The 26,170-nt window shown below is 43.6% G+C and carries 20 protein-coding genes and 1 riboswitch; of the genes, 5 read left to right on the plus strand and 15 right to left on the minus strand.

Going from position 1 to position 26,170, the window contains the following annotated elements:
- Nucleotides 1–142: 142 nt before the first annotated feature.
- From BP97_RS38400 to BP97_RS0133685, 7 genes are all read right to left on the minus strand, one after another.
- Nucleotides 143–2,305 (minus strand): MGH1-like glycoside hydrolase domain-containing protein, encoded by a 2,163-nt coding sequence (locus BP97_RS38400; protein ID WP_036747021.1) that lies wholly within the window; start codon nucleotides 2,303–2,305, stop codon nucleotides 143–145.
- Nucleotides 2,306–2,387: 82 nt separating this feature from the next.
- Complete coding sequence (locus tag BP97_RS0133660; RefSeq protein ID WP_231506536.1) at nucleotides 2,388–3,074, minus strand: GntR family transcriptional regulator; 687 nt, start codon at nucleotides 3,072–3,074, stop codon at nucleotides 2,388–2,390.
- A gap of 109 nt (nucleotides 3,075–3,183) precedes the next feature.
- The gene (locus tag BP97_RS0133665) at nucleotides 3,184–4,512 is read right to left on the minus strand and encodes an ABC transporter substrate-binding protein (RefSeq protein WP_028553006.1); all 1,329 of its coding nucleotides are present in this window, start codon (nucleotides 4,510–4,512) and stop codon (nucleotides 3,184–3,186) included.
- An 81-nt stretch (nucleotides 4,513–4,593) separates the two neighbouring features.
- Nucleotides 4,594–6,480 carry a hypothetical protein gene (locus BP97_RS0133670; protein WP_051621192.1) on the minus strand — a complete coding sequence of 629 codons (1,887 nt, stop codon included), beginning with the start codon at nucleotides 6,478–6,480 and terminating at the stop codon, nucleotides 4,594–4,596.
- Nucleotide 6,481: 1 nt separating this feature from the next.
- Nucleotides 6,482–7,561 (minus strand): sialidase family protein, encoded by a 1,080-nt coding sequence (locus BP97_RS0133675; RefSeq protein WP_028553008.1) that lies wholly within the window; start codon nucleotides 7,559–7,561, stop codon nucleotides 6,482–6,484.
- A gap of 221 nt (nucleotides 7,562–7,782) precedes the next feature.
- On the minus strand, nucleotides 7,783–8,865 hold the full coding sequence (locus tag BP97_RS0133680; protein WP_028553009.1) for a Gfo/Idh/MocA family protein: 1,083 nt from the start codon (nucleotides 8,863–8,865) through the stop codon (nucleotides 7,783–7,785).
- A gap of 73 nt (nucleotides 8,866–8,938) precedes the next feature.
- Entirely contained in the window at nucleotides 8,939–9,802 is an 864-nt protein-coding gene (locus tag BP97_RS0133685) for an AraC family transcriptional regulator (protein ID WP_028553010.1), read from the minus strand.
- 278 nt (nucleotides 9,803–10,080) lie between these two features.
- On the opposite strand from BP97_RS0133685, the gene BP97_RS0133690 reads away from it, so the two are divergent.
- A complete protein-coding gene (locus tag BP97_RS0133690) occupies nucleotides 10,081–11,553 on the plus strand; it encodes a copper amine oxidase N-terminal domain-containing protein (RefSeq protein WP_028553011.1) in 1,473 nt (490 codons plus the stop codon).
- 186 nt (nucleotides 11,554–11,739) lie between these two features.
- Here the strand turns inward: BP97_RS0133690 and BP97_RS0133695 are convergent, their stop codons facing one another.
- From BP97_RS0133695 to BP97_RS0133720, 6 genes are all read right to left on the minus strand, one after another.
- Nucleotides 11,740–13,017 carry an ABC transporter substrate-binding protein gene (locus BP97_RS0133695; RefSeq protein ID WP_028553012.1) on the minus strand — a complete coding sequence of 426 codons (1,278 nt, stop codon included), beginning with the start codon at nucleotides 13,015–13,017 and terminating at the stop codon, nucleotides 11,740–11,742.
- A 561-nt stretch (nucleotides 13,018–13,578) separates the two neighbouring features.
- Nucleotides 13,579–14,268, minus strand: a complete 690-nt coding sequence (locus BP97_RS0133700; protein ID WP_028553013.1) for a queuosine precursor transporter — start codon at nucleotides 14,266–14,268, stop codon at nucleotides 13,579–13,581.
- Between the two features lie 362 nt (nucleotides 14,269–14,630).
- Nucleotides 14,631–16,886, minus strand: a complete 2,256-nt coding sequence (locus BP97_RS0133705) for an ATP-binding cassette domain-containing protein (protein ID WP_028553014.1) — start codon at nucleotides 16,884–16,886, stop codon at nucleotides 14,631–14,633.
- 268 nt (nucleotides 16,887–17,154) lie between these two features.
- Complete coding sequence (locus BP97_RS0133710) at nucleotides 17,155–17,577, minus strand: SRPBCC family protein (protein ID WP_028553015.1); 423 nt, start codon at nucleotides 17,575–17,577, stop codon at nucleotides 17,155–17,157.
- Entirely contained in the window at nucleotides 17,574–17,903 is a 330-nt protein-coding gene (locus BP97_RS0133715) for an ArsR/SmtB family transcription factor (RefSeq protein ID WP_028553016.1), read from the minus strand. Before BP97_RS0133715 ends, BP97_RS0133710 begins: the two co-directional genes overlap by 4 nt.
- Nucleotides 17,904–18,491: 588 nt before the next feature.
- Entirely contained in the window at nucleotides 18,492–20,204 is a 1,713-nt protein-coding gene (locus BP97_RS0133720; protein ID WP_028553017.1) for a methyl-accepting chemotaxis protein, read from the minus strand.
- 79 nt (nucleotides 20,205–20,283) lie between these two features.
- Nucleotides 20,284–20,368, minus strand: a riboswitch (cyclic di-GMP riboswitch).
- A 273-nt stretch (nucleotides 20,369–20,641) separates the two neighbouring features.
- Here BP97_RS0133720 and BP97_RS0133725 point away from each other — a divergent pair.
- Complete coding sequence (locus BP97_RS0133725; protein WP_156043500.1) at nucleotides 20,642–21,673, plus strand: BMP family protein; 1,032 nt, start codon at nucleotides 20,642–20,644, stop codon at nucleotides 21,671–21,673.
- A 749-nt stretch (nucleotides 21,674–22,422) separates the two neighbouring features.
- Here BP97_RS0133725 and BP97_RS0133730 read toward each other — a convergent pair.
- Nucleotides 22,423–23,901 carry an Lsa family ABC-F type ribosomal protection protein gene (locus BP97_RS0133730; RefSeq protein ID WP_028553019.1) on the minus strand — a complete coding sequence of 493 codons (1,479 nt, stop codon included), beginning with the start codon at nucleotides 23,899–23,901 and terminating at the stop codon, nucleotides 22,423–22,425.
- 408 nt (nucleotides 23,902–24,309) lie between these two features.
- Between BP97_RS0133730 and BP97_RS41365 the strand changes: the two genes are divergently transcribed.
- The 3 genes from BP97_RS41365 to BP97_RS0133740 all read left to right on the plus strand — a co-directional run bounded on the left by BP97_RS41365 (nucleotide 24,310) and on the right by BP97_RS0133740 (nucleotide 25,517).
- Complete coding sequence (locus BP97_RS41365; RefSeq protein WP_231506538.1) at nucleotides 24,310–24,477, plus strand: MerR family DNA-binding transcriptional regulator; 168 nt, start codon at nucleotides 24,310–24,312, stop codon at nucleotides 24,475–24,477.
- A gap of 38 nt (nucleotides 24,478–24,515) precedes the next feature.
- On the plus strand, nucleotides 24,516–24,686 hold the full coding sequence (locus BP97_RS41370) for a MerR family transcriptional regulator (protein WP_231506539.1): 171 nt from the start codon (nucleotides 24,516–24,518) through the stop codon (nucleotides 24,684–24,686).
- A gap of 69 nt (nucleotides 24,687–24,755) precedes the next feature.
- Nucleotides 24,756–25,517, plus strand: a complete 762-nt coding sequence (locus tag BP97_RS0133740; RefSeq protein ID WP_028553020.1) for an SDR family oxidoreductase — start codon at nucleotides 24,756–24,758, stop codon at nucleotides 25,515–25,517.
- Between the two features lie 140 nt (nucleotides 25,518–25,657).
- Here the strand turns inward: BP97_RS0133740 and BP97_RS0133745 are convergent, their stop codons facing one another.
- Nucleotides 25,658–26,050, minus strand: coding sequence for a DUF1871 family protein (locus tag BP97_RS0133745; RefSeq protein ID WP_028553021.1), 393 nt, complete (start codon nucleotides 26,048–26,050; stop codon nucleotides 25,658–25,660).
- Between the last annotated feature and the right edge of the window lie 120 nt (nucleotides 26,051–26,170).

The following is a 26,170-nucleotide window of genomic DNA, read 5'->3' on the forward strand; positions in this document are numbered from 1 at the left end:
ACAGCCGTTCCCTGACGACTGCCTCACATATATTTATTGACCTCTCGCGATCCACCGCGCCGCTGTCTTCGCGCAGTTCCGCAGAACATGTCCTGGTGCGTGCCTTCCACTTACGAGTACCTTATCCCCTTGACCGATATGGCTATTCAAAGCTTAATTCACTGAAATGTAGCTCCGTCCGACAAAGTGTATTGCTGCAAAACTTTAATTGATCGTTTATAAATAATCGGTAGCCTTCGCCTATATCTATATTCTCAGAGTGCGCTCTTGCACCAGGTTTCCGGTAAGTAATACGAAGATTCCATCCCGCTACCTTGATGCGGTCCAGACAAAAGGAATCCAGGCCGACATCGAGGGGATCGAGAATTAACCGGTCCTGCTCAACGGACAATCCGGCTACATGAGAAATTAACAGATCAATGTAGTAGGAATGGTTATATTCTTGTTCGTCGCTTAAAGGTTCTCCGGTTTCACTGTTATAATGCTCTACCAGACCCGGATGATTGAGATCCCTCTGCATAAAATGCAGGAACGAGTACTCACGGAAATAATGAGCGAACTGGCTGTCAAATTCGTGGTTTCTCCGCTTGCTTTCTTTGGCGAGTGCATCGAGCGCAATCGAATTCGTGTACGGCCATGTAGGGCCGTCCCAAACGCAGCCGTTACGGCCTTTTACGAAATGGCCCATCCAGCCCCCTTCCTTCGAATAGGCAGGGCAATCGGCTGAAACTGACGGAAACGGACAACTCGTATGAAACTCCTGATCGTTAAACAGGTGCTCGATCATTCCGTTGAACCGATCATCGATCATCTCCGCCCAACCTGGATATATTCCGACAATATTTTTGACCAACGCCAACTCATCGGTCTGATAATGAAGGTCATAGAAATAGGCAGTAGCTTCATCCCACATCTTCCCAACAATATCCTGTTTAATTTCTTCAGCCAGCTTGATATACAAAGGCGCATCTGAATCGCCGCATAGCTCACATAGTTTGGCTACACCCAGAGTGTTTAAGTAATGGTAAACGGCGCGGTCCACTCTTTTCAAATGAGTATAGGTCGATGGGTCTTTCGGATTTTTCGGATATTGATGGAAATACCAATAGCTAGGCTGATATTCCTTCCCGGTTCGTGTATGCTTGTGCTCAATCATCAGCTGATCGTTATTGTTTCCATGGATGCGTTTCCATGACGAGATTTGTTGTTTCAATGAAGGCAGCAGCTCCGTGATGACTTCACGGTTTTGATGAACTAGATATAGCTTGTAGGCAGCCCAACAAGAGAAGTTGGCGAATGAGTGCATAATAGTGTCCACCGTCAGACAGCAAAACATGCCGTCCTCATCGACTCCTGCTCTCATGTTCTGTAATGCACCTTCGCAATAGGTTGGATCGTGATACCATCTGGCATCCATCAAGTGCAGCGGAACGGACAAGTTGATCAGCTTACTGAACTCCCAGCCCCCATTACCGAATGGTTCCTTACTTTTCTTATGCGACCTTCCTTCGTAAAATAACGGATAAGCCAGATGACCATACTTCGGATCGGACAAATTGTGTCGCAGCAGAAACCAACGGTACTTCCAGGTTCTGTTCAACAAAGCGTCGCTGCTTTCAAAGGTTGGAGCCTTGTCGAACCAGGTTTGATATTCTTTTCTGTGCGTCTCTACGATGTCATCGGCCGACTTCTCTGACCTTGCATAACCGGCAGCCCGTTTATTTAACATGTCCCGGTCGTCTAGTCCCTCTATTCCGAATGCTGCACAGACGATCAGCTCTTTAGACTCCCCCGGCTTCAACCGCACTTCTTCCAGCAAGTTAGGGTCGCTGACCACGATTGCGCCTGCAATATCAAAACTGTAATGTTTAATAGGAAACCCGCCTTGTAACGAATCCCCGTACCTAAGAGAAAAAGAACTATTGTATGTCTCAAGCTTCAAGACAAGGTCTTCTCCGCTTAGATTAGTCCAGGTTTGGCAAGATACCGCACAGTCGTTCCATGTGATGAATTTCCGCTCACTTAATGATAACCGGCTTCCTGCATATTCCATCGCGAGATGGCTCGGAAACCATTCGGTTCGACATGGCTCGTAGCTATTTACCAAGTTGTTTGTAATAGTAAACAGCAATGGGATATTGACCTTGTGGATAAAGTCGAACCGGCCGGAAAATCCCGGTTTCGAATCAAGATAATCGGCCCACAACCGCGCTCCGGTAGAACCGAGTAATAAGGCTCCTGGGAGTGTTCGAAGAGCTTTTTTGCCTGCCCGCAATTCCTCATCCCATAAGCTTTCTATTGGCATGGATTCCCCCTCCTAACGTTGTATTCTTACATGATTTTAACCGTGTGACTGATGTCCTACCGGATCAGATTGTTGTTGTCAATCATATCGTTCCTCCATTCTCATGAATAGCTCCCAGCAATCGTTGCTCCGAATCAACCAGATGTAATCGGATCACCTTGCGAATGTCTTCCATGCTCCCGTTTGTTATTGCATCGACAATGGCTTGATGCTGTGCCTGCGCCACCTTGACCATTTCGGAGGAAACGATCGATGATTTCATCATGATGAACCTGTAATCCATTAGCTTTAAGTAAATATCGATATTGTTCCGGTTTTGCCCGAGTTTCATAAATTCGATATGAAATGCCAGATTATAATCTGACTTTAAATAATCGTGAAACGGCTCGACTTCAATCATTTGCAAGGAACGGTCAAGGATGTCCTGCATATGGTTCACACCCGTCTGCAAAACGTCTTTGCTTACTGAACATAGCTTGTCAATCACCCAATATTCAAGCATAAGGCGGGTATCCATGATGTTCTTGATGTCCTCACTGCCTATTGCTACGACGAATGTGCCTACTTTGGATACAGTTTTCACAAGACGTTCCATCTCCAACCGATTTAGAGCATCACGGACCGGGGTGCGGCTCACTCCCAATTTATTGGCCAAGTCCGGAATGGCTAATTTCTCGTTAGGGGAAAAGCAGCGACGGATGATTTGATCCTTTAATATGGAGTATGTTTTGTCCCACAAGTTGGAATTATCGATTTTAGGTAGTTCCATCATTCACACCTTCCAATACATGTCTTAGGTTAGGTTTTACAACTTCAATGAACCTCTTCACATTATCATGAATTTCTCACAAATCATAAATATATGAGTTTGTATTTGATTACTTTGATGTCGAAATTTTCTGGTTGGCTATTTCTTCTGCCTTTCTCAATCCGGTATTGAGGTCAATCAAACCTTTAACAATGTCCCTTAGCTGGGTTTTCTCCAATCCGTCTTCCACCACAAACTCGTCGTACGGTGTAATCGGAGCAGTCGGGGCGAATTTATTGTAAAAGGCCGCATTCATATTTAGTTTCTTGTTCTTGTAAGGCGTATTGGTCGCATAAGCCTTTTGTACCGCTTGACTTTTGAGCGAGGTCATAACACCCAAACTGGACATCTCCTTCTGATACTCCTCAGAAGTTAACTGCCTGATAACCTCCATGGCCTGATCTTTTTTTTGGCTCATGGATGTGATGCCCATATAGGTGTAAGATGCCTGTACGCCTACGTTCGGCTTGTCTTTAAAGGTCGGCATAGCCACCATGTCAAAATTCATTTTGTTCAGCGACTCTTGCGCTGCCATGAGCCAGCTGGATTGCATAACATACATGGCTAATTCCTGGGTGACGTTAAATGCGTCGTGACTGGGCCATGCCGTTATTGCTCTTTCTCTGAATGCCGTAATATCTGAAAACTTTTTGAAGATCGTATCAAAAAGTCTAATCCATTCGTCGCTTGATACTGACGCTTTTTCCGTCTTAGGATCCACCAAGGCAAGTGACATTTGATTCGTCCTTAAATAATGCTTTGGAGAGATCCAAAATCCAAGGTACTGCTTCTCCCCAGTATTCACCGTCAGTTTTTTAGCCAATTCGTACGTTTCGTCCCAGGTCATGCCGTCAACAGGATAGGGGACTCCTATTTTGTCAAAAATATCTTTATTGTAATACATAACCATCGAATAATTAGATAAGGGCAATCCATATAATCCTCCAGCACCCTCGGCCGAAGTCATCTGATTAATTCCTTCAGGCTCGAAAGCGCTTAAATCTATTTGGTGCGTCTTTGCCAGATTCGACATGTCAAAAGCAGTCTTGGACGGTAAATATTGTTGCTTGACAGAGCGGGCGTTAGCTATGTATAAATCAATGTTGGTGCCTGCGCTTAACAAGTGTTCCAGCCGTGTGCTTTCCGTTTGTGATATATGTGTGATCTTATATTGAGGCAGCTTTTTCTTCAAATATTCACCGTATTTCTGATTCCATCCGTCAGGGCTTTCCAGCGAAAAAACGGTTAGCTCTGTTGGTTCTTCGATATTCTTTCTTATTTCTCCTTCAGATGCTTTCAGTTCTTGGGGAGTATTTCTGTTGTCTCCGCTGCAAGCAGTGGTCGAAACGAAGATTGATGCTGCAGAAAGCAGAATTAAGCTTTTTTTCAACAATATCATGGCTTTATCCACCTCGTTTATTCCGATTTTGGTTAGTGTTAGGTTCCACTCGGCTTATGTAAACGCATGGTGTATTACAGATTACTTCCATAACGACCAGTCTTTTGTATGACGTAACGTCTCGAGCCGAAATGCAGTCGGCCAAGCGACAAGCCACTCCGATACATCAAATGGCATACCCCAACGGGTATGAAAGAACCCTTCATCTTGACTTCCGGCTGGACGAGGTTTCCCTGATACTTCCAAGGTACCGTCAGAAACACCGATTGTTCCATTAACCCATGCCGCCTTCGCTCGCTGAATCCAGGTTTGATCGCCGGTAATCTCTCCTAATTTGAACCAATCAAGCACATAGTCAAGGGCATAAGGATCGATATGGTGATGCTGTGTTGAGACCGATGTACCGCCGAACGTATCATAAGCAAGCGCATGGAGCGCACTGCCCTCCGGATATCGCACCGTTTGATGCCATTGCCAGGTTGCCAAATACCATGATGCATGTTCCGCCCATTGCAGATATTGAGCATTGTTCGTTGCTTCATATAAAGCTAACCCTGCTTTCAACAAAGGGATCGCCGACTCTTTATCTATACAGTACGTATCTAAGGCACCTGCAGTTGTAAAACCGTCCTTGAGTAAATCTTGGATGTAAAATGTGTAACCATTCTCAGCTGCCTCCAAATATTTGTTTTCTTGCGTCATTTTGTATGCCTTTATTAATGGGGGGATCAGGGAACTACCGATCGTCCCTTCAGAATCCACCGATATTCCTCGATTGCTCCACGCTTTTCCTATTTTCCCTTCCGGGCTCTGGCAGCTGATGGCAAAGTCGCAGATTCCTACAGCAATCTCTTTGTATTCGGGTTTAGCTCGCCCACATCGCTCGGCCAGTTCAAAGGCTTCGAAGAAATTCATGGCAGCAGCACCTAGATGGCATGCATCCTGAATTTCCCGAGCATCGGGAGCGCAGCTTAGAAGATAATCGAAATGGCAGCGAATCAACCCATTATCGAGACGTGCATATTGGGCCCAAGTATCCAAGGCAGCTATTCCCTTATCGAGCGAGCTGCTGTCGTTGTTTATCAAATAATCATATAAGAGTGAATTGGCTAAAGAGATATTTTGACCCGTCCAGCCGATTTTATATCTCGAGGTTTTTCGTTGCGCCCACATTTCACCATTCCATTTTAACCCGATCGAAAAGCCTCTAAAGAGTCCATCCTCGGCCCATAAGCTGTCTTTCACATACTGGACTCCGAGCTCCCATATTTTGTCCGGAGAGTGCCACGCTTTCTGTTCACGGAAGTTCAGGCTCCATGCAGTATCTAACATTTTACTCCAAGCAGCTTTGGATTTGGTAAAGGGCTCTATGACTAAATAAGCGGTGAGACGGTATTCCAGTTCCGGTTCGGCAATCCACTGCTCCCGATAACCGTCACCATACCGGTCCCGGCCTACATAAGAAATAGGCGTTTCCTGAAGCGGCCAAATCAGATGATGGGCGGTGGATGCTTTCTCCGGCAAAAGGGAGCAGGAAAATCCGATTTCATTCTGTTTCCCGAAAAAAGCCACGGTCCACTTAGTTCCTTCAGAGTAGGTAGCCCCTGCAATAGGCGTTCGATGATAAGCAAATACCCATGCTTTACCTTCCTTTTCGAACCCCTTCGGCTCTAACCCTTTTCCCCATTCATTGCCGTTATAAGTGACAGCAGGAATCATCCCATAGGTAGTGGGATAAGCTGTCTGAAATCCCATCATCAGCTGTTCAATTCGGACAGGTTCACCCTTTGGAATAGTGATGCAGCGCGTCCACTCAAACACACCCGATTCGATTTCCTTTATTTCATCCAAACACTGGATTCCAGACTGAACCTCAGAAAGAAGCGTACCGATTGGTTCACCCCCACAGTGTAACTTAGTTTCATTCCATTCGTATTTCGACCCTGGCATCGTCTTGAATTTCATCATGCTACAATCCCCCGCGCCCGTCTTGTTTCACCCATTGCTCCGGAAGACGAACATATTTAATGGCTTTGCGCAAGTAAGAGTACGCTATATGTATAGAACCGTCTCGAGCAGCCATAATCGCGGGATAAGAATAACCAATCGGGTGTTCCCGATGCTCCGCATCGGCCATTTGGATGTTTTTGTAGAAGGGCCATGTCACTCCGCCGTCTTCTGAAACCGCTATCGTAAGTGGGGTGCGAAGCGCTTTCTTGCGAAATTCCCCGTTCCTCTCGATCCATCGGAACTGATCCCGTTCCATCGTCGAATCATTATACACAAGCGCGAGATGGCCGTTTTGCAGCTTACATAATTGAATGGAGGAATTGTTATTAGGCAGAACACTCTTCGTTGGAATAGTCCAGCTCCTCCCCTGATCTACGGAAATACTGGTGTAGATCCGATCTGCATGCCGACTGCGGAACACTGCATAGAGCGAACCATCGTCCCGTTCGACCACACTCATTTGCACCCGGTGCAAGCTTCCTGTTACTTCATACTCCTGCCAGCTCCGTCCCTCATCGGATGAAATGAGGACGACGCTGTAGTGTCCGCCACTTTTGCAATAGTAAGCAGGAAGCAGCCAGTCACCATTGCTTAACACAACCACCGGATGTCTCAGAAAGAGGCCGGGGCCGTCAAACAAAGTGACCGGGGCACTCCATGTGTGGCCGCGATCTTCCGACTGTCGGAGAATCACCTTCGCGCTTTTCTGATCGTGCGGCTCATTAGACGTATGTAACAGCCACACCTTCTTATCCGGGGCCTGAAACAAGATCGGATTTTGTTCCGAATGCTCGGAATCCACTGACATATCAACCGGCGAGGTCCATTGATTGCTCCCTGCCGGGAGCCTGGAGATTAACACGTTGGTATCTGGATTCCCCTCTCCACTGCCTGAGAACCAGACACAAAGCAAGTCGCCGTTGTCTAGCTCGAGCAAATTGGCACAATGACTATCAGGCTCATATAATATGGGCAGTAATGCTTCAACAACCTGAGGGTCATTCGCTACAGCAGACAATAAACCGTTAAACCTTTTCATAGCAGTCACCTATCCTTTACGAATTATGTTAAATGTTGTATACATGAAGACCCTGCAGAATCACGGCGGCTGTGTTTCCAAGCCCAAACATTAACCCATCGACCCTACCCGCACGCGGCTAATTACGATACTCATGGTTCACTTTCCCTGCACCAATGTAAGCGTTGTCGAAACTTCCAACATACGACCTGAATGATATCCTTCATGTATTTTCACCTTATTTACAGCAGAATGTTTCGCCTTTTCAAAACATCCTCTACCCTGACAACCTGACCTGTTATCATAGATTCCTCCATTGCTTCCATAATGGCAATAGTTCGTATGCCTTCCTTCAAGTCCGGTTTTGGATGACTGCCTTCATTCATATAGTCAGCAAATTCTTCAATATAGTTCTGATATTCTCCCGCATGATGACTCTCGCCCTCAAAACGGAAATAATAATCATATTTCTCATCATACGTATGTAATTTAGCTTTTTTTTGAATCGGTTCGAAATTGGTGTAGTAAGCAAGTTTGGGATATCCGGCTCTACTGATCCCTTTTGTTCCTGTTAGGGTACAGCTGATTGCTTGTTGTACATCCCTGCCTAGAGTTGGAGCTGCATAAACTCCGCTAACGCTAGCGCACTTTCCTTCCCTATCTTTCAAAATAAACTTCATCGTATCTGAAGCTGATAAGCTGTATTCCTTAGTATTTTGGCTTACAACCCCTACACCATACACTTCTTCAATATAGGGCATATACCACACTGCCAGATCGACTGCATGGATCATAAAATTATACATCCAGGAAAAGCCTTTTTGATGGCTCCAGCCTTTATCCAAGAACCACCGGGCATCACTGATATAGTGAGTGTCAACCGTAATCAACTCACCATGTAATCCATTTTCAAAATCTTTTTTTTGCATCATCAAAGGTTCAAAATATCTTGAGCTTTGTCCTACGAACACGCTTTTCCCGGATTTTTGTTGAGCATCTAATAGATCGTTGGCTTGTTCAAGGGAAATCATCAGAGGCTTGGTGCAAATCACATGTTTTCCAGCTTCTAGCGCTTGCTTGATATGCTCAGCGTGAAGTTGATCTGGTGTATAAATGCCTATGACATCAATGGATGGATCAGAAAGAAGATCTTCATACTTCAATGTATATCTGGGAAATTGGAACTCGCTGCACCTTTTCATGCAGAGTTCTTCGTTCAAATCACATATGTTGCCCAGCACCCATTTTTCGCTCTGCAAAGCAGCTGAAATAATACTTCTTCCCTCACCTAGTCCTAATACACCAAGTGTCCAAATTTTGCTCATATGGCTAACCTCCGGCTTTAAGTGCTTCCCAAGGTTATTTTAACAATTCTTCCTTTATGATGCTTTAAGCAGATTATGAACTATTTGAACTATATTTCGATTCTTCTCTATATGCTCTCGGTGAAATACTAAGAATTCGCTTAAATACCCTATTAAAATAAGACGTGCTGTTAAAGCCAGATAATGAGGCAATTTCAGTTATTGGAAGACTTGTCGTTTTTAAAAGCTTACATCCATGGTTTACTCGAACTTGTTCAATATATTCAAAAAGAGTAATGCCCATGGCATCTTTAAAATAGGTACATAAATAAGTCTTACTCATCCTTATCCTTTCCGCTAATATCCCAAGCTCTATAGGGCTGTCAAAATGACTATGAATATAATCCATAACCGGCCGAATTCTTTCGTGGAATCTATGATGGTTCTTCACATCTATACCCAATTCATCATTTTTCTTATAATATCTCACCAGCTTGGAAAGGAACAACATAATGGTAGCTTTAACAACCATCTCCCATCCAATTTCTCTACTATCGTATTCAATGACTATTTTTTCGAGAGAATGACATAATTCCTTGTAACTGTCACTCTCTGTTCGTATCCGATTGGAGAATTGTGGGCTGCGGTCAAAAAACGGTCCTAAAAAATGGTAATCAAAGGGCTGCTCCCAAATAAATTTAAGATCAAATACCATAACAATCATCTCAATGGCTTCCTCATGAACCGCCATATGCCTTTCCGAGTTGTTGATAATAAAAATATCACCCGGCTGAATGGGATAATGCTTCTCTTCAATTATGTAATAACCAGTTCCTTGTACAATTAAATTGATTTCCAAGCACTCATGACAATGAATTAAGGCTTGCCTAGATTTAATCCGAAGAAGCTTAAAAGGAAATTCTTTAGGCAATTCAATATGTTCTTTAATATAATTCATGGTCCACCATCCTTGTTATGTCAATTAAGATGAAACCTCCCATTTGATTACTTTACTAATATTACACTAACCTCATTCGCAAAAGTATATAGTCTTACCAGTTAGGTAGATCATGTTTCAGGCATCTTCCCTAGTATAGGGTGGATGCTTTTTTCTTTTACAACTGGTACTATTACATAGTGTCATATATATCCAATACCTGTTTATAAAGGGATATACATAGGAATTTAAAACTATTATTAGTGGCACTTAAATCTAAAAAGGAAGGTCAATCGCTTATGAAAAAGTATTTACAACGTTTTATCATCATGATGATGTCGTTAACTCTGATGTTCTCGTCGTCATTCCCTGTTTTTGCAGCCGAGTCGGCCCAGAAAACAGGCGTAAATATGGGGATTGGAATTTTCATTAATGGTACTATGCTCGTTCCTCTACGCAATATTGCCGATGCTTTGAACACTGAAATTACATGGAATGAGAAGGAGCAGTCGATAACCCTGAAAAGAGAAGGGGCTTCGGTGTTCATGAAAATCGGTGATTCCACCGTGCAAGTGAACGGCCAAACAAAAACGTTGGAGGTTCCACCACAAATAGAGGATGGACAAACGTTCGTGCCTTTGCGTTTAATCGGCGAAGCATTTGGCGCCAACGTAGAATGGAATGCAGAAAAACAATACGCGACTGTGCAAACCAAAGACAAAGCATTATACATAAGTGGTTTTCCCTATTTTGAATGGGAAGGTAATCATTTTGTTTATATGGGCGATTTGGAAAATGGACTCCCCCAAGGAGAGGGATCTGCAGTATTAGGCACTAGTTTCACTAATGATGTGTGGTATACCGGGCCCTGGGATCAGGGAAAGCCTGTTAATCTGCTTAACGACGATTACAAAATTTATGTTAATGGAGATTATTTAAAATCGGACTATCCACCCATCGTTCGTAATGATGTTGTCTACATACCATTATGGTCGCTCTTAAGCAAACTTAGAATGTCGGCTCAACCTATTGGGGATGTTCTGCGAATCAATCATCCAAATCGGATCATACTGATCGGCTCCAACAGTACAGCCATATCCTACTTTGGTGGAAAGATGGATCCTCATTTGGACCGCATGTCCTATCCGATTATTTCAGAGCAAGAAGTGCTATATGCACCGATTTCGTTCTTAACCGATTATTTGGACATGCAGACCGCTTGGGGAGATAATCATCGAATCGATATCACAGCCGGAGATTTTACAAAAGACATCTCCTGGGGTGATAATAACAAAATTAACTCTGCAGCTAAGCAGCTTCAGTTAGATATCGTTATGGAAACCTTTTGGAAACAGAACGCGGACTCCTTATGGAGCGGTGACCTTCCTTATCCTAGTGACATTAAACCTGAGGATCGATTTAATCAGTATGAAAAGTTATCTGTTATTAGCTACAGCGGTTTGGAAGCGACTTTAAGCAATGGTAGCAAAACCATCCGATTTAAATTTTCTGTGCCGAGTTCCTTAACAGGAGCACTTTATATAGGGGATCCATTAGCAGGTTTCGACTGGTCTGAAGATATAAAGGACCTGATTAGGCGAAAAAAGGTACGCATCGATATGACAAAGGATCAGGTCCTAATGTCCTGGGGAAAACCCGATAGTGTCAATGTTTACGGAACCATGGAGCAATGGGTCTACCGTTATGGCTCTAGTTTTGGAGCTCAGTACTTATACTTTACTAAAGGAGTACTTACATCCACACAAAGTTAGAAAACAGTATATATTGTAAAATGAGCTGCAATTATATCGGCAAGATCTAGTTCCATTGAGTTACTTTGCCTTTCTTGCCAATAAAAAAAGAGCATTTGCCACGGCAAACTGCTCTTTTTTTTCATCGAACTAACCATTGGCCGTAAGCTTAATCTCAACTATATGTCCATCCACTTTTCCATATCTTTAATGTGCTAATAGCATTTTATTGATTTTTTCTTCCAGAACCCGCAAAGCCGTGTTGACATCTTTTTGTCCCGACAAGACCTCAGCATACTCAGCATCCAGAAGCTTGCGCGCATCTTGATAATATGGATGGAACACGATGCCGGGAGCAGGCTGACTTTTGAAGATCGACCGCACATCGACATCCTTCAGATACTCCGTACCGAATTGTTTTTGAAGTTCCGGGTCCGCGAGCGGCGACAGCCGGGCCAATGATTTGGAAGCCATCATCTGCACTTCGTTGGAGGTTAGCACTTCGACCACCTTCATAGCCGCATCCTTGTGTTGGCTCTGCTTCGTCACAACAATGACGTGCTCATCCACCATGCCATAAGTATTGGGCAGCTCTTTGTAGTTTGGATATTGCGCGACACCCACCCGAAATCTCTGCTCTTCAACCACTTTCTTGATATTCTGAAAAGCATCGCCAACCACTGCGAACATAGCCACTTCACCCTTGTAAAAATCTTTGTTGGGGTAATTGCCGGGGATTGTCTGAATGCGGTAGCCCAAATTAAATATTTCTTTCCAAGTATCGTTGTTGACGTTGGCTCTGTCTTTCTGTGTGGTTTTGTCTTTCTCGATTAGGGTCGGCGACCAGGGAAATGAGATGCGGGTTATTTTCTCGATATTTAACCCCTGGTACTGCTGGCCGTTATCTATCCGCGTCATTTTCTTACCCAACTCCGTCGCGTCTTCCCATGTCATTCCATCCTTTGGGTAAGGAACTCCGAATTTGTCAAACAAATCTTTGTTGTAAAACAAGGCATAAGTCTGGGCGAAATACGGAATGGCGTACAGTTCTCCTTTTTCAGAATTAACCCGGAGTGCATCCAAGTAAACCGTATTGAAGCGGCCCAAATCGTAATTATGCTTCTTCAGGAGAGGCGTCATATCCTCCACTAAATCCAGATTTCTCAAAATCGGCAAGTTGTTGTGCACATAGGTCAGCACATCCGGGGTTTCACCGGCGGCGATCAGCTCCTCAAGTTTGCCATTTTGGAGTTCAATCGTAATATTCGGGTACTTTTTGGCCATTGGTTCGACCACCAGCGTTTGGAATAGCTCATCACTCATGGAAGCAGCGCGAAGAACCTTGATTGTGACAGGTTTGGAAACATCCTCTAACGAATCCTTGGCCTCGGCACTCTTGGAATCGGGACCGGCATTTTGGGACGCACATCCGGCAAACACAAAGCACATGAGGACTGATGTCATCCTTGCTATTTGTCGAATCATCGAAATACCCCCTTACACCTTATATAAAGCGCTTACATTTTTCTCCTAAAAGATTAACAACTTGCTTCGGATGACAACATCCTTTAGCTTAGCTGCCAAACTTTTGTATCGTTCATGATCGCCCCCTAATATGTTATAAAGTAATTATATGATCATAGTTCAAAAGAAGAATATAAGATATCATATTCCATTATTATACAATTGGTATAACTATTTCCTCAAGTCTAACATATTTAAGAAAGATAATTTTCATAAGATCATTATGAATCGTCTCTTCTCTATTAAGCACTGGACAGAAATCGGAAATGTGTGCCATTTGCAGAAGTAATGCTAAAATAATAAGCACATAACTACCAAAACCCCGTATAAAAACACGGGGTTTTGGCTTTGAACGATCCCCAGTAGACTGATAATGAATGCGTCCCTCTGTAGCTCCGCTAACCACAAGCACGGTAGCAAAAAGCAGTTGGATTGTAACATATATCAGTTAATCGGCTATCGCTTTTATTTATCCTGCGATAGGAGCTTCAGACCATTAAAAGCATCCACACGCGAAGGAATTTACTCCTTCTCTTCCTCCCGGAACCGGAAAGAACGCGCCAAATACAGCACCGGCGTGCCGGCTGCAGAAATGACGAACTTCAATACATAGGTGGTTATCAGAATCTGAAGCCATACGTCCAGCGGATACACCTTGTAAAAGGCTATGGAGCAGAACACTAACGAATCGACGAATTGGCTAAGGCCCATACTTCCGTTGATTCGCAGCCAGAACTGGTTGTAGGCGGGAAATCGATTCTTCAAGGCGCTAAAAACACGTACATCCAGAAATTGGCTGACGAAATAAGCGGATAGGCTTCCTAGAGCAATTTGTGGTGCCAAGCCAAAGATCGTCTTGAGCGCTTCCTGCGAAATATCGGTTTCCTGAGGTACGAAGACCAGTACCATCTGCATGATGATCGCTGAGGCAAACAGGCTGAAAAATCCGAACCACACGGCCTGCCTCGCGGCTCTTGGCCCGTACTTCTCATTTAGTAGGTCCGTTGTCATGTAAATCGACGCATAGATCGAATTGCCGAGCGTCATGACGATGCCGAACATTTCGATCGTCTTGACGACTTGAATGTTGGCCAGCACAGTGGCGAAGCCGACCCAAGCATACAGCCCCTTGCGCCCGAACAGTCGGTAGCTGAGCAGGAACAACCCGAAATTGACGATGACAAAAGCAACGCCCCAAATAAAATTGAACATATGAAATTTCTCCTTAGTTTTGATCACGCGGGATGGTCTCGAACCGCGATCGGCTATTGGCTAGCCGATTGAGCCGAATACGATTCTAACACGGACGGGCGATTCCGGCAATAACATGTGCATCGGTGTGTCGGTCTATTATGAAGCTTAAACGGGTCTTCATAGACAAAAAGCCGATTCTCCCTGATCGGCTTTAAGCAGACTGATTTTGACGTGTTCCCCACGTGGAATGATTAGACTGATTTACGCAAAGATGCAGCGGCACACTGAGACTAGAAAATATAATCTTAGTGTGCCGCTGTAATATTTTAACTTCCTAAGAAATTACGAATCCCATACATTACTAAAGTAGATTCGATGCATTACATCAAGTATCTTCCCGTGATCGATTGCTCCGCATGGATGATCTGCGACGGTGTGCCCTCGAACACCACCTGGCCGCCCTTGCTGCCTCCGTCCGGTCCCATATCGATGATCCAATCCGCTTGGCTGATCACATCGAGGTTGTGCTCGATGACGATCACCGTATTGCCTGCATCCACGAGGCGGTTCATGATCTCCAGAAGGTGACCGATATCTGACATATGTAGACCGGTCGTCGGCTCGTCCATCACGTAGATGCTGCCCTTCTTATGCAGCTCGCTTGCCAGCTTGATGCGCTGGCATTCCCCGCCTGAGAGCGTGCTTAGCGGCTGGCCGAGTGTAATATAGTTCAGCCCCACATCACTCATCGCCTGAAGCTTGCGCACAACCTCTTTTAGCTGGAAAAAATCCAATGCCTGTTCCACCGTCATCTCCAGCACTTCTGCAATTGACTTGCCGTTCAGCTTGTACTCGAGTACCTCTTCTTTGAACCGTCTTCCTCCGCATACTTCACATGGCAGCTTCACGCTGTCGAGGAATGAAAGGTCTGTATACACAACACCCAGCCCTTGGCAGTTCTCGCAAGCCCCTTTGGAGTTAAAGCTGAACAAGCCTTGGTTGACCTTGTTCGCGGAAGCAAACGCTTTGCGCACATCATCCATAATGCCAGTGTAAGTCGCGGGATTCGAGCGTGTTGACACCCCTACCGCCGATTGGTCGATGACGATCGCATCCGGATGCTGGCTGAGAAATATTTCGTTAATCAGCGTACTCTTGCCCGAGCCGGCGACACCCGTAACTACTGTCAGCACTCCGGTTGGAATATTTACACTCACGTTGAGCAGGTTGTGTAGTGTCGCATCCTTGATGGGCAGCTTGCCGGATGGCTGCCTGCAATTGTGCTTCAGCTGGAGCGGTCGCTTCATATGGGTGCCTGTCAGTGTGCCTGACTCCAGCAGTCCTTGGAAGCTGCCTTCATACATGATAGTACCGCCGCGGCTACCGGCGTGAGGCCCGACGTCGACAATATGATCCGCCACCTTGATCACATCGGGATCATGCTCGACGACAATCACGGTATTGCCCTTGTCGCGCAGCTTCTGAAGCAACCCATTTAACCGGTGTACATCACGGGGGTGCAAGCCAACGCTGGGCTCATCGAAGATGTAAGTGACATCCACCAGACTGCCGCTCAGGTGCTTTACCATCTTGACGCGCTGCGACTCGCCGCCGGACAATGTATCCGTCTCACGGTCCAGCGTCAAATAGTCAAGTCCAATATCCACCAGATGCTGCAGCCGCTCTGTCAGCGACTTGACGACCGGCGCTGCGACAGGATCGTCAATCTCCCGAATGACGCGGATGAGATGTCCGACCTCCATGGAGGATAGCTCCGCAATGTTGAGTCCATTGATCCTGCAGCCAAGCGCGGCATGACTGAGTCTCGCGCCGTGGCAGCTGGAGCAGGTACCCTCGGAGATGTACGGCGCAACAGCTTGTTGCGTGCGTTCGGACTTCGTCTTCACATCCTGCTTGATGTATTTGTTGGTAAACTTCTCAATGACACCTTCCACTGTAATATTCGTTGCCTTCCCGGCGAAATCCATTTTAACTTTCCTCGCCTTGCCGTAAAGCAGTTGCTCCAGATCCTCATCCGAATAATCGCTTAGCTTCTTGTCGGGATCGAACGGTCCCGACTGTACGATCATGTTCCAATCCCAGCTGTTCACTGTATAGCCTGGAAGCAGTATTGCCCCTTCATTCAACGATTTTGACTTGTCTAGCGCCTTGCTCATGTCGACGCACAGGCTGCGACCGATCCCGTTGCACTCGGGACACATGCCTTGTGGATCGTTAAACGAGAACATGTGCGTTTGTCCAATATAGGGCTGGCCCACTCGGGAGAAGAGAAGACGGAGAATGGGAGAGATATCGGTAATCGTGCCCATCGTGGAATGGGAACCGCCACCCAGCCGCTTCTGATCCACAATAACAGCCATGCTCAGGTTCTCGATCGCGTCTGCATCCGGTTGCGGAAAACGCGGCAGAAAGTTGCGGACGAACATGCTAAAGTTTTCGTTCAGCAGACGCTGGGATTCGGCGGCGATAGTATCGAAAACGATCGATGACTTGCCGGATCCAGATACCCCGGTGAAGATCGTGATCTTCCGCTTGGGAATGCGTAAGGAAACGTTCTTGAGATTGTTTTCCCTCGCACCCGATATTACGATATACTCCTGGTTCGATTCGCTCATGCCTAACACCCTTCCGATAGTGTTAATTTCTACTTATATTCACATTGTACCATTCATCGTGCATAGAAAGTCGGGCAGCCCTAACTTGCACCTGTTACTGTTCTAATCAGGGAAACGACAAGAACTTGTCAGATTATCCGAAGTAGACATAAACCGGCTGCAAACTACATGCAGCCGGTTTATGTTGAATCGGGTCTAACAAGGTTCAACTATCATGCCCATTCATTTAGCATTGGGGAAGGAGCCGGCGTTCTAGTACCGAATGTGGTTATTGTTCCAACACCTTTTCAAGCTCGCCGCACCATTTACCCCAGCCATACTTAGCGCCTTCGAGTCCTTGAACATTTGAGAATCCGATTTGTTCGAGATGAAGGTTAACCTTTCCGTCCCCTAAATCCTGCAGCGTCCAGGTGACCGTGTGCTTCTCCCCTCCGCTGGCCCAGGTATAAGACAACCGGTCTGGTGCGTCCACAATGAGCACCTCGCCGTCAATAATTCCATCCCACCATTCGGTAGGCTGAGTGCGAAACTGAAAACGGTGTCCTATGACGGGCTTAAAATCATTTTCCATCGCCTGACCGGTGTGGATGTTGAGCACCCACTTGGCAAGCTTGCTTGAATCGGTTAAGGCAGACCAAAGCTTCTCGATCGATGTCGTATACTGAAAATCCAAGGATAATGTTAAACTCATTCTTCTTCCTCCTCTAATAGTTGATTCAAACGCATCATATTCGTACTCCAGAACTTGCTATAGAAAGCCACCCAGTCTTGAATTTCTCTGAGTGGTGAGGCATTTAGCCTAAATCGTGTTTCTCTACCGACTTTTCGGTCAAGGACCAGTCCGGCCTCTTTAAGGATGGTCAAATGCTTGGATACCGCTGTACGACCCATTTGAAACTGTGCCGTTAATTCATGAAGCGGTACCTCCTCTGCCTCTGCTAATAGACGAATCAGTCGACGCCTAGTTGGATCTGCAATCGCGTCATACACATCCCGCAGCTGGTTGTTCTCGCTCACAACACCCTCTCCTAAATATTTAGTTGGCTTCCTGAATGGACACCATTTGGTGACGATTTGATTATATGACACCATTCGGTGTCGTGTCAACATCGTTTTAAATGCCATTTGAAAACTGCCAGTCACCTATGTGTGTCAACTATTGCTATTATCCCCCATCTACGTGTTAAAAAGCCTCAGCGCGATAATGCCGAAGCTTTATAATCATGACACTTAACGATCGATCATCGGCTCATGCTCAACCAAGATCATAACAATTTTCAGTCTAATACTATACCACTCGATACGAGGGTCTAACCATTATCTTGGTACCCAATACCGATGAATTGCAGCCTGCCAAAGAATAACCCGAGCAGCAAGCATCTGTGGCTGTTGCGCATTCCATTATAACCATCACCTACTCCCTTTAAACTCACCATGAAGACTGGGAGCACAGTATTTCGAGAAACGACAGAAGGATGCTATCGTGAAGCAGTCACTTCCACTTAGATACCCTTAAGCAATGGAACAAGATTTTGTAAGACAAAAACCGCCGTTGGTTGAAACCAACAGCGGTTTTTCATTGCAAAGCCTCCGGAGACGTGGCCCTTAGCTCTTAAAACGTAAAGTTATTTCATGCAGTTCTTGGGCCATCCGCGTCAACGCATTTACGGATTCAGAAATTTCTTCCATCGTAGCTAATTGCTGCTCCGAAGCGGCCGCTACACTTTCCGTCTTCGAGAAGGCGGCGTTCGTAATGCTGTTCATATCATGTAGGGAAGCGGTAATTTCCTCTGTGCCTGCTGACATTTGCTCTGATGCGGCAGAAACCTCCTGCATCTGATAAGCTACTTGCTGTACCGCATTCATGATGTTTCGGAAGGCTTCTCCTGCTTCTTGCATAATCACGGTTCCGTGTTCGACCTCTCTGCTGCCTTTTTCCATGGCTGTAACTGCAGAGCGAGTTTCGCCTTGAACTTGCTGAATGATCTCCGCGATTTGTTCTGCCGATTGTCTGGATTGCTCCGCCAGCTTCCGAACCTCGTCGGCAACAACGACAAAGCCTCTTCCGTGTTCACCCGCTCTTGCAGCTTCAATCGCTGCATTCAAAGCAAGTAAATTGGTTTGCATCGAAATATCAGTAATAACATCGACGATTTGACCAATTTCATGAGATCGTATACCCAGTTGGTTAACAACCTTGGCCGAATCGTTGACCGATTCTCGGATCAAATCCATTTGGGACATCGCTTTTTGAATGGAAACATTGCCTTCCTCAGCTTCCTTGGAAGCTTCCATTGACATTGCGGATACATTGCCCGAAAATTCTGCAATCCGGTTAACTCCGGTCGCCATCTCTTCCATTGCTCTTACGCTTTCGGTAGTGCTTTGCATCTGTTGATCGGCACCTTCAGCAATGTCTTGAATGGCCGCAACGACATGATGAGTGGTTTGGCTGGATTGTTCGGAGCTTGCTGCCAATTGCTCCGAGCTTGCGGACAAGTTTTGAGACTCGAGCACGATCTTTGCAATGATTTCTCTCAACCCGGTGATCATTCCGTTGAAATCCTTCGAAAGAAGACCGATTTCGTCTTTGGATTGATATGTAGCGTTAACCGTTAAATCCCCGTCCTGCGCTTTAGCCATCAATTGCTGAATGCTGCGAACAGGTTTTGTGATCATATTAGCAATGCCATATCCAATCAAGGAACATAAAATGACGGCAAGCAGAGTAGCGACTATGATAATGGAGGTTGCCAGCTTGGAGCTTTGAATACTTTTCTCGTAAAAGATTTTTGCGTCGTCTTCATTGAACTTAACAACGTTCTCAAGGCTTTTGATCATTTCTGCACGTATTGGCTTAAACGAATTCACATATTCCTTATGTGCTGCTTCTTTTTGATTGGCAACTGCCAGGTCATCTACTTTTTTCTTAGCTTCGTTGTTTTTAGGGATTAAATCGATAAAGTGTTGGTATTGCTCCTGGGCTCTCGGAGATAATGTGATCTGCTCCAGAGTTTTGCGTGTCGCCTGATTTTTATCACGAGTTTGAGTAACTTGCTGCTGGATTTGCTTAATGATAGCTTCGTCTTTTGCCAACAGCAATTCAAGCTGCAAAGCATCCATTTGTGAATTGCCGAACAGAAGCCCTTCGACCAGGCTGTTCGGAATTAAGGTTTCCTCGTACATAGCACGGGCATTGCTAGCCATCTTGTCCATAACGAAATAGCCTGTAATACCGATAATGAGCAGGAAAAAAATTGAAAGTCCAAGCATTCCGCCAATTTTCGTTTTGATTCGTAAATTTTGTATATACTTCATGATCCTTGCATCCCCCTATTGAGATATTGCAAAATAAAAAAATCCATCCCCAAAAAAAGGGATGGATTACCCCCCAATTTTCGGTGGCCCGGCTGCCGTAGATCGAAATCCTTAGGTCCGTAGCTTTGCGTCCTCCTCTTTCGAGAAGTTTGCCTTTTCGTGATATGGGTATTCTTTGGCCAAAGTATAATATAGCATTTTAAAAAACACAAGACCTCTTTACTAAAACTAAATACTTACTTTACGTACCATAATGTCGGATTTTAGTGCAATTGTCATGGACGATATAGGGAGAATAGGCCTGCAAACGACGTTATTACGCGAATATTGGTTTTATTCCCCATATTTCTTTTCGGCATAATTTGACAAAAAATGAAGTCTAGTTTATTCTCTGATTTGTCCGGACAAAACTACTTTTTGGAAACGAGGGTTACATCTTGAGAAAACTTCTTTCGAAATTGGCTTTGTCAAGCTTGGCTATGGCACTTGTATTTTCATCTGGCTTATCTACTGCAGAAGCTAGCAAGGACCCGTCACACAACAATAATAAAAAAGCTAAAGTCGCCCTATTAATTCCGGGTTCCTCTAAGGACGGCGGTTTTATGGAATCTGCTTACCGCGGATTGGTGAAGGCAGAAGAGGATTTCAGAATTAAGGCGACATTTGTGGAAAATATCCCGCATGATACCGCTCAAATTGCGGACGCATTGCGCGCATTGGCTAAGAAAAAACCGGATATGATCATTGCTCATGCAGGGCAAAGCTCGGAAGCCGTGAAGCTTGTAGCTAAAGAATTTCCAAAAATAAAATTTGTTAATACACAAACGAATTTGACCGGCGATAACTTGTCCAGCTATCAGGTAAAACAAGAAGAATCCGCATGGCTGGCAGGCGCAGCAGCTGGACTTCTTACAAAAACGAATGTGGTTTCTCATATTTCCGGTGCTCGCGTAGGTCCTGGTCTGTTGGGACGCGCAGCATATGCCGACGGTTTGAAATACACGAATCCTAACGCAACGCTCCTTACCACATTTACAGGCAATCAGGAAGATGCCGATTTGGCAAAACGAGTTGCGCAAGCACAAATTAATGCGGGGTCGGATATGATCTTCACCATGCTGAATACAGCTCGTTCCGGTGTTACGGAAGCAGCACGTGAGAATGGCGTATATCAATTCGCTAACGTTCGCGATTATTATGCCGATGCACCCGATGTTTTCATTGGATCTGCGATTTCGGATGCAAGCTTGACAGTATACGGAGCAATCAAAGATTTGACCGAAGGTAAGTGGAAGCCGAATATGGTGAAAAAAATTGGGCTTGAAAATCCGGATGCCGTTCGACTTGCCCTGTCACCTATTGTTCCACAAGACGTGAAGGATAAAATTGCTGCGTTCGCCGAGAAAATTGAATCAGGTGAAATTGTTATTCCTTCAGAATATACCGGTCCTGAATTTACGGATTACTAAGCTTACGTTCGGATAACGAATCGTTAAGTGAGCCTCGTAGTTCGTATGATGAACACTTCTTTAATCCCGAGAGGGGTTAGAGAAGTGTTTTTCTTTTTTCTCCAGCTGGGGAACGAGGAATTGTGATCGACAGTCTTCATCATCTTAGGCACGTGCACAGTCAAGTAGTTATTCACCCACATAACATGGGATACGAGTTAATTTAAACTTCTTAAAAGGGTGTGGAATTCAATGTATTTTATCACGCAACCACAAGTGTACATGAGGCAGCCGCAATCTCCTCCACCTACATTTATCCCCCAAAAACCTGCGGTATCCTATGTAATTGACTGTTTATATGAGTACACATACGTCTGGCTGCTGAACGGAGATAATTTCTGGTTTTATCCGACTCGTGTAGAGTACGGTGAAGTATCAGGTTATAGGTGGAATGGAGCATTTTGGATGTTCTACGGAATTGACCCAAGAATAATTGATGCTGTTGCCTGCCCCCCAATTCCTACCCTTTACTGAATTTTATTTCACATGCCTCCTACCTGATAGCAGGAAAAGGCAGCCGCTTGTTCGTATCGGCTGCCTCCTTGTTTATTGAACTCTTGTTCCTTGTTAGCGTAATGATACATAGGCAGAGTTGAATGAATACTCATTTATGTGTTTTATGATTTTCGCTGTGTATGTTGTAACCTAAATCGCAATGGAAGTTATGCTCGATGCTAACTCCTTCTCCCACACTTCCTAATATTACAACCTCAGAGTTCAATGATCTTTGTTGCAACATTTTCACAAAATTCCCTATCATGCTCGACAAAAAGAATGGTTGGTGAGTATTCAAGCAATAACTCTTCAATTTGCATTCGAGAAATAACATCAATAAAATTAAGCGGCTCATCCCAAATGTGCAAATGAGCATTCTCACTAAGACTTTTTGCAAGCAATACCTTTTTCTTTTGTCCTGCACTAAACGATGAAATATCCTTTTCAAATTGACTTCTGGAAAAATCAAGTTTTATTAAAATCGTTTTAAAAAAGCTTTCATCAATCCCGCTGTTTGCTGCATAGTCTGATAAATTGCCTTGAAGATGGGATGTATCCTGTGAGACGTAGGATATTCTCAACTGGCTGTCCTTCCGAAAGGCGCCTGTATACTTAATATCCTCACCACAAATAAGCTTGATGATACTTGATTTTCCTGAGCCGTTTTTACCGGAAAGAGCAATTCGCTCACCTTGCTCCATCGTAAAACTTACATCATTACAAACGATCTTCTCTCCGTAAAAGATAGAAACATGATCGAGTTCAGCAAGTTGGTTTTCATGAAAAGCAAGCTGTGAAATCTCTAATCTGTCTGAGCTCTCGATATTTTTTAGGAGTTTAGACTTTTCATTAATAGCTGATTGCTGTCTTTGTTCAATAGCTTTAGAGCGTTTCATCATTTTAGCAGCTTTGTGGCCAATATATCCTTTATCTACCTTAGAACCGGAATTTCTTGTTCCGTTTTTTGTTTTTTCCACCTCGTGTGACCAGTTGCCCGTCCTTTTAGAGGAATCTGACAAACGTTTAATATCTTTTTTAAGTTTTTCGTTCTCTGCAAGCTCAAAGTTATCTTGCCTCAATTTGTTTTCCCACCAACTTGAAAAGTTGCCTTTTTGTATTTCGATGTTGGTCTTATTAATTGAAAGTATGTGATCTACACAGTTATCAAGAAAAGATCTGTCGTGAGACACCAATATAAATCCGCTTTTAGACTTGAGATAATCACTGACCAGTTTTCTTGCATGAATGTCAAGATGATTGGTTGGTTCATCAATTAACAGAAAACTATTTTCCTTAATAAATAAAGTAGCCAGTAAAACTTTCGTTTGCTCTCCGTTAGACAATGAATCAAATGGCCGAAATAAAACATCCTCAGAAACCTTTAATAAGGAAAGCTCACGCATTAATTGCCAGTGAACATAGTCTGGAAAAATGTCGATGATCACATCAAGCGTATTATTTTCTTTATTGTTTACAGGGAAAGGGAAATATTCAAAATCGACATGAGCAGAAATATTTCCACTGTATTCATATTTACCAAGCAACAAATTGAGAAATGTTGTCTTCCCTCTACCGTTTCTACCTGTAAACCCCAATTTCCAATCGGAATCGATTTGGAAATTTACATTTTCAAAAATGTTATCGTAACTTCCTTCATAGGCAAACGTCAGGTTTGTAACATTTATTAATGACATAAAATAATCCTCCTGTATAAAAAAATAAAAGCTACAAGAAAGTTACATTCTTGTAGCTCAAATAAATACAGTTAATCAACCCCAGTATGGAGTTAAATAAGGATATATTGTTTGAGTGAAAGATAATGTAACTTTCTTGCATACAAAATAAAACACGCGAAAAATATCGCTTTTACTGTTTTATCGTTAGCAAGAAATACTACATTATTCTTTCAACTCCAGTCATTAATTTATGAGCATTATATCATCCTGAGTATTAATTTTCAATAAATGGGTCTCTAGTTAATATCACCTATATAAACTCCTTGAGATATACTGCAAAACAAATTTTTTTGTTTTTTTGTTGACTTAAACCATGGTTTAAGTCGTATCATATTTCTGTCGACAATGAATTTTGGAGGTCTCCAGATGAAGTATTATTCAATTAGCGAAGCTTCAGCCAAATTCAATATTCCAGAATCAACATTACGCTACTATGAAAAAAAAGGACTGCTACCACTAATCGAGCGTGATGAAGCTGGCAGGCGGTTATTTTCAGGGATCAAATTTCGCTCCTTGAAACGGTTATTTGTTTAAAAAACACGCACATGCCAATAAGTGGTATTAAGCAATATATGGATTGGATAGTAGAAGGAGATAACACCACCCAACTCCGACTTGAAATGATGAAGAATCTCAAGCAGGCCGTGCTAGCTGAAATTTCGTTGATGACAGAATCCTTAAAAGGAATTGAAGTAAAAATTACACGTTATACAAACCGTACTCAGGAACGAAAAGAAGAATGATTAATGAAAAAAGTAATAGGTATAATAATTGGTTTAATTGAAGAAATAAATGGAGAGAAGCAACTATTAATGAAACTTTCAGGGAATACAATACTTATAACTGGCGGAAGTTCTGGAATAGGATTAGCTTTTGCAGAACGATTTATAAAAGCAGGAAATAAAGTCATTGTTAGCGGACGACGTGAAAATGTACTTCAACAAGCGAAAGAAAAAATCCCAAGCCTTATTACTCGTGTAAATGATTTGGATATTGAAACCGAGCGTGTAGCATTTTTTGATTGGGTAACAGCAAACTATCCGGAAGTAAATGTGTTAGTTAATAATGCGGGGATCCAACAACGCTTCAATGTATTAAAAGCGGATGCGAAGAACAATTGGAATTATTTCAGTAAAGAAATAACAACTAACATTGAAGCACCGTTCCATCTCTCTATGCTCTTCGCTCCATTTTTTGCAGCAAAAGAAGAGGCGACTATCATTAACGTGACATCAGGGTTAGCTTTTACACCGTTTGCGATTGCTCCGATTTATTCAGCAACCAAAGCGGCGCTTCATTCATTTACAATGAGTCTAAGACACCAACTTTCAGATACGACTGTAGAAGTTATTGAAGTTGCTCCTCCGGCAGTGAATACAGATTTAGGTGGAGCTGGGTTGCATACGCATGGAGAACCATTAGATGCCTTCGCAGATGGAATTTTTAAAGGATTAGAAGAAGGTAAGCAGGAAATTGGATATGGTACTTCTGTGAATCGCTTACGCATGTCACGAGATGAAGTCGACGAACACGTAGAGAACATGTATAAGGCAATGAAAAACACAATTGAATAACTACACTTAAATTGGCATATAAAAAAGCAAAACTCGCCGTAGTGTTGGCGAGTTTCTTTATTATAGTTATCCATTCCTTATTCTACTTAAGCTATCGTTTCGTTAGCTCATACGGAATCCATCTCATACGTTGTAATCAACTATAATTTTATCATTTTTTTTGTTCTTAGAGAATTTATAATATCGCTTGCAATATGTATCGACTCGTGGCTTTTAACAAATTCATTCTGAAATGAATCTTGAAATATTTTATTTATGACTTTACTGAATGAGTCAGTATCAATATCTTCTAGATGCTTAGTTACATATATTGAAATTGTTCTAGTTTCACCGTCGTATTCGTCCTCTGGACAATCTAGTGCTAACAACTGAATCGGATCCCATTTATCAATATGGTGTTTCACTTCATCTATTATCGGTTGAGGGTCATAGCCTAATGTCCGTAAATATCTATTTTCATTATTTATTTCTTTCCTAACTCTCCACAAAAGATAATTTAATTTTGTCTCACTTGAAACAGCTCGAAACTTCATTAATTTTCCCACCTTTAGCTAATATTACTTTTATGTCAAATCTTTTATTGAGCTTTCGTACCCGTCCCTCGGTTTTAAGGGTTTATCTCACGTAAACTCAGTCATTCGCAGGATTTCTCA

The organism is Paenibacillus sp. UNC451MF (assembly GCF_000686845.1).
In the GTDB taxonomy this organism is placed as follows: Bacteria; Bacillota; Bacilli; order Paenibacillales; family NBRC-103111; genus Paenibacillus_S.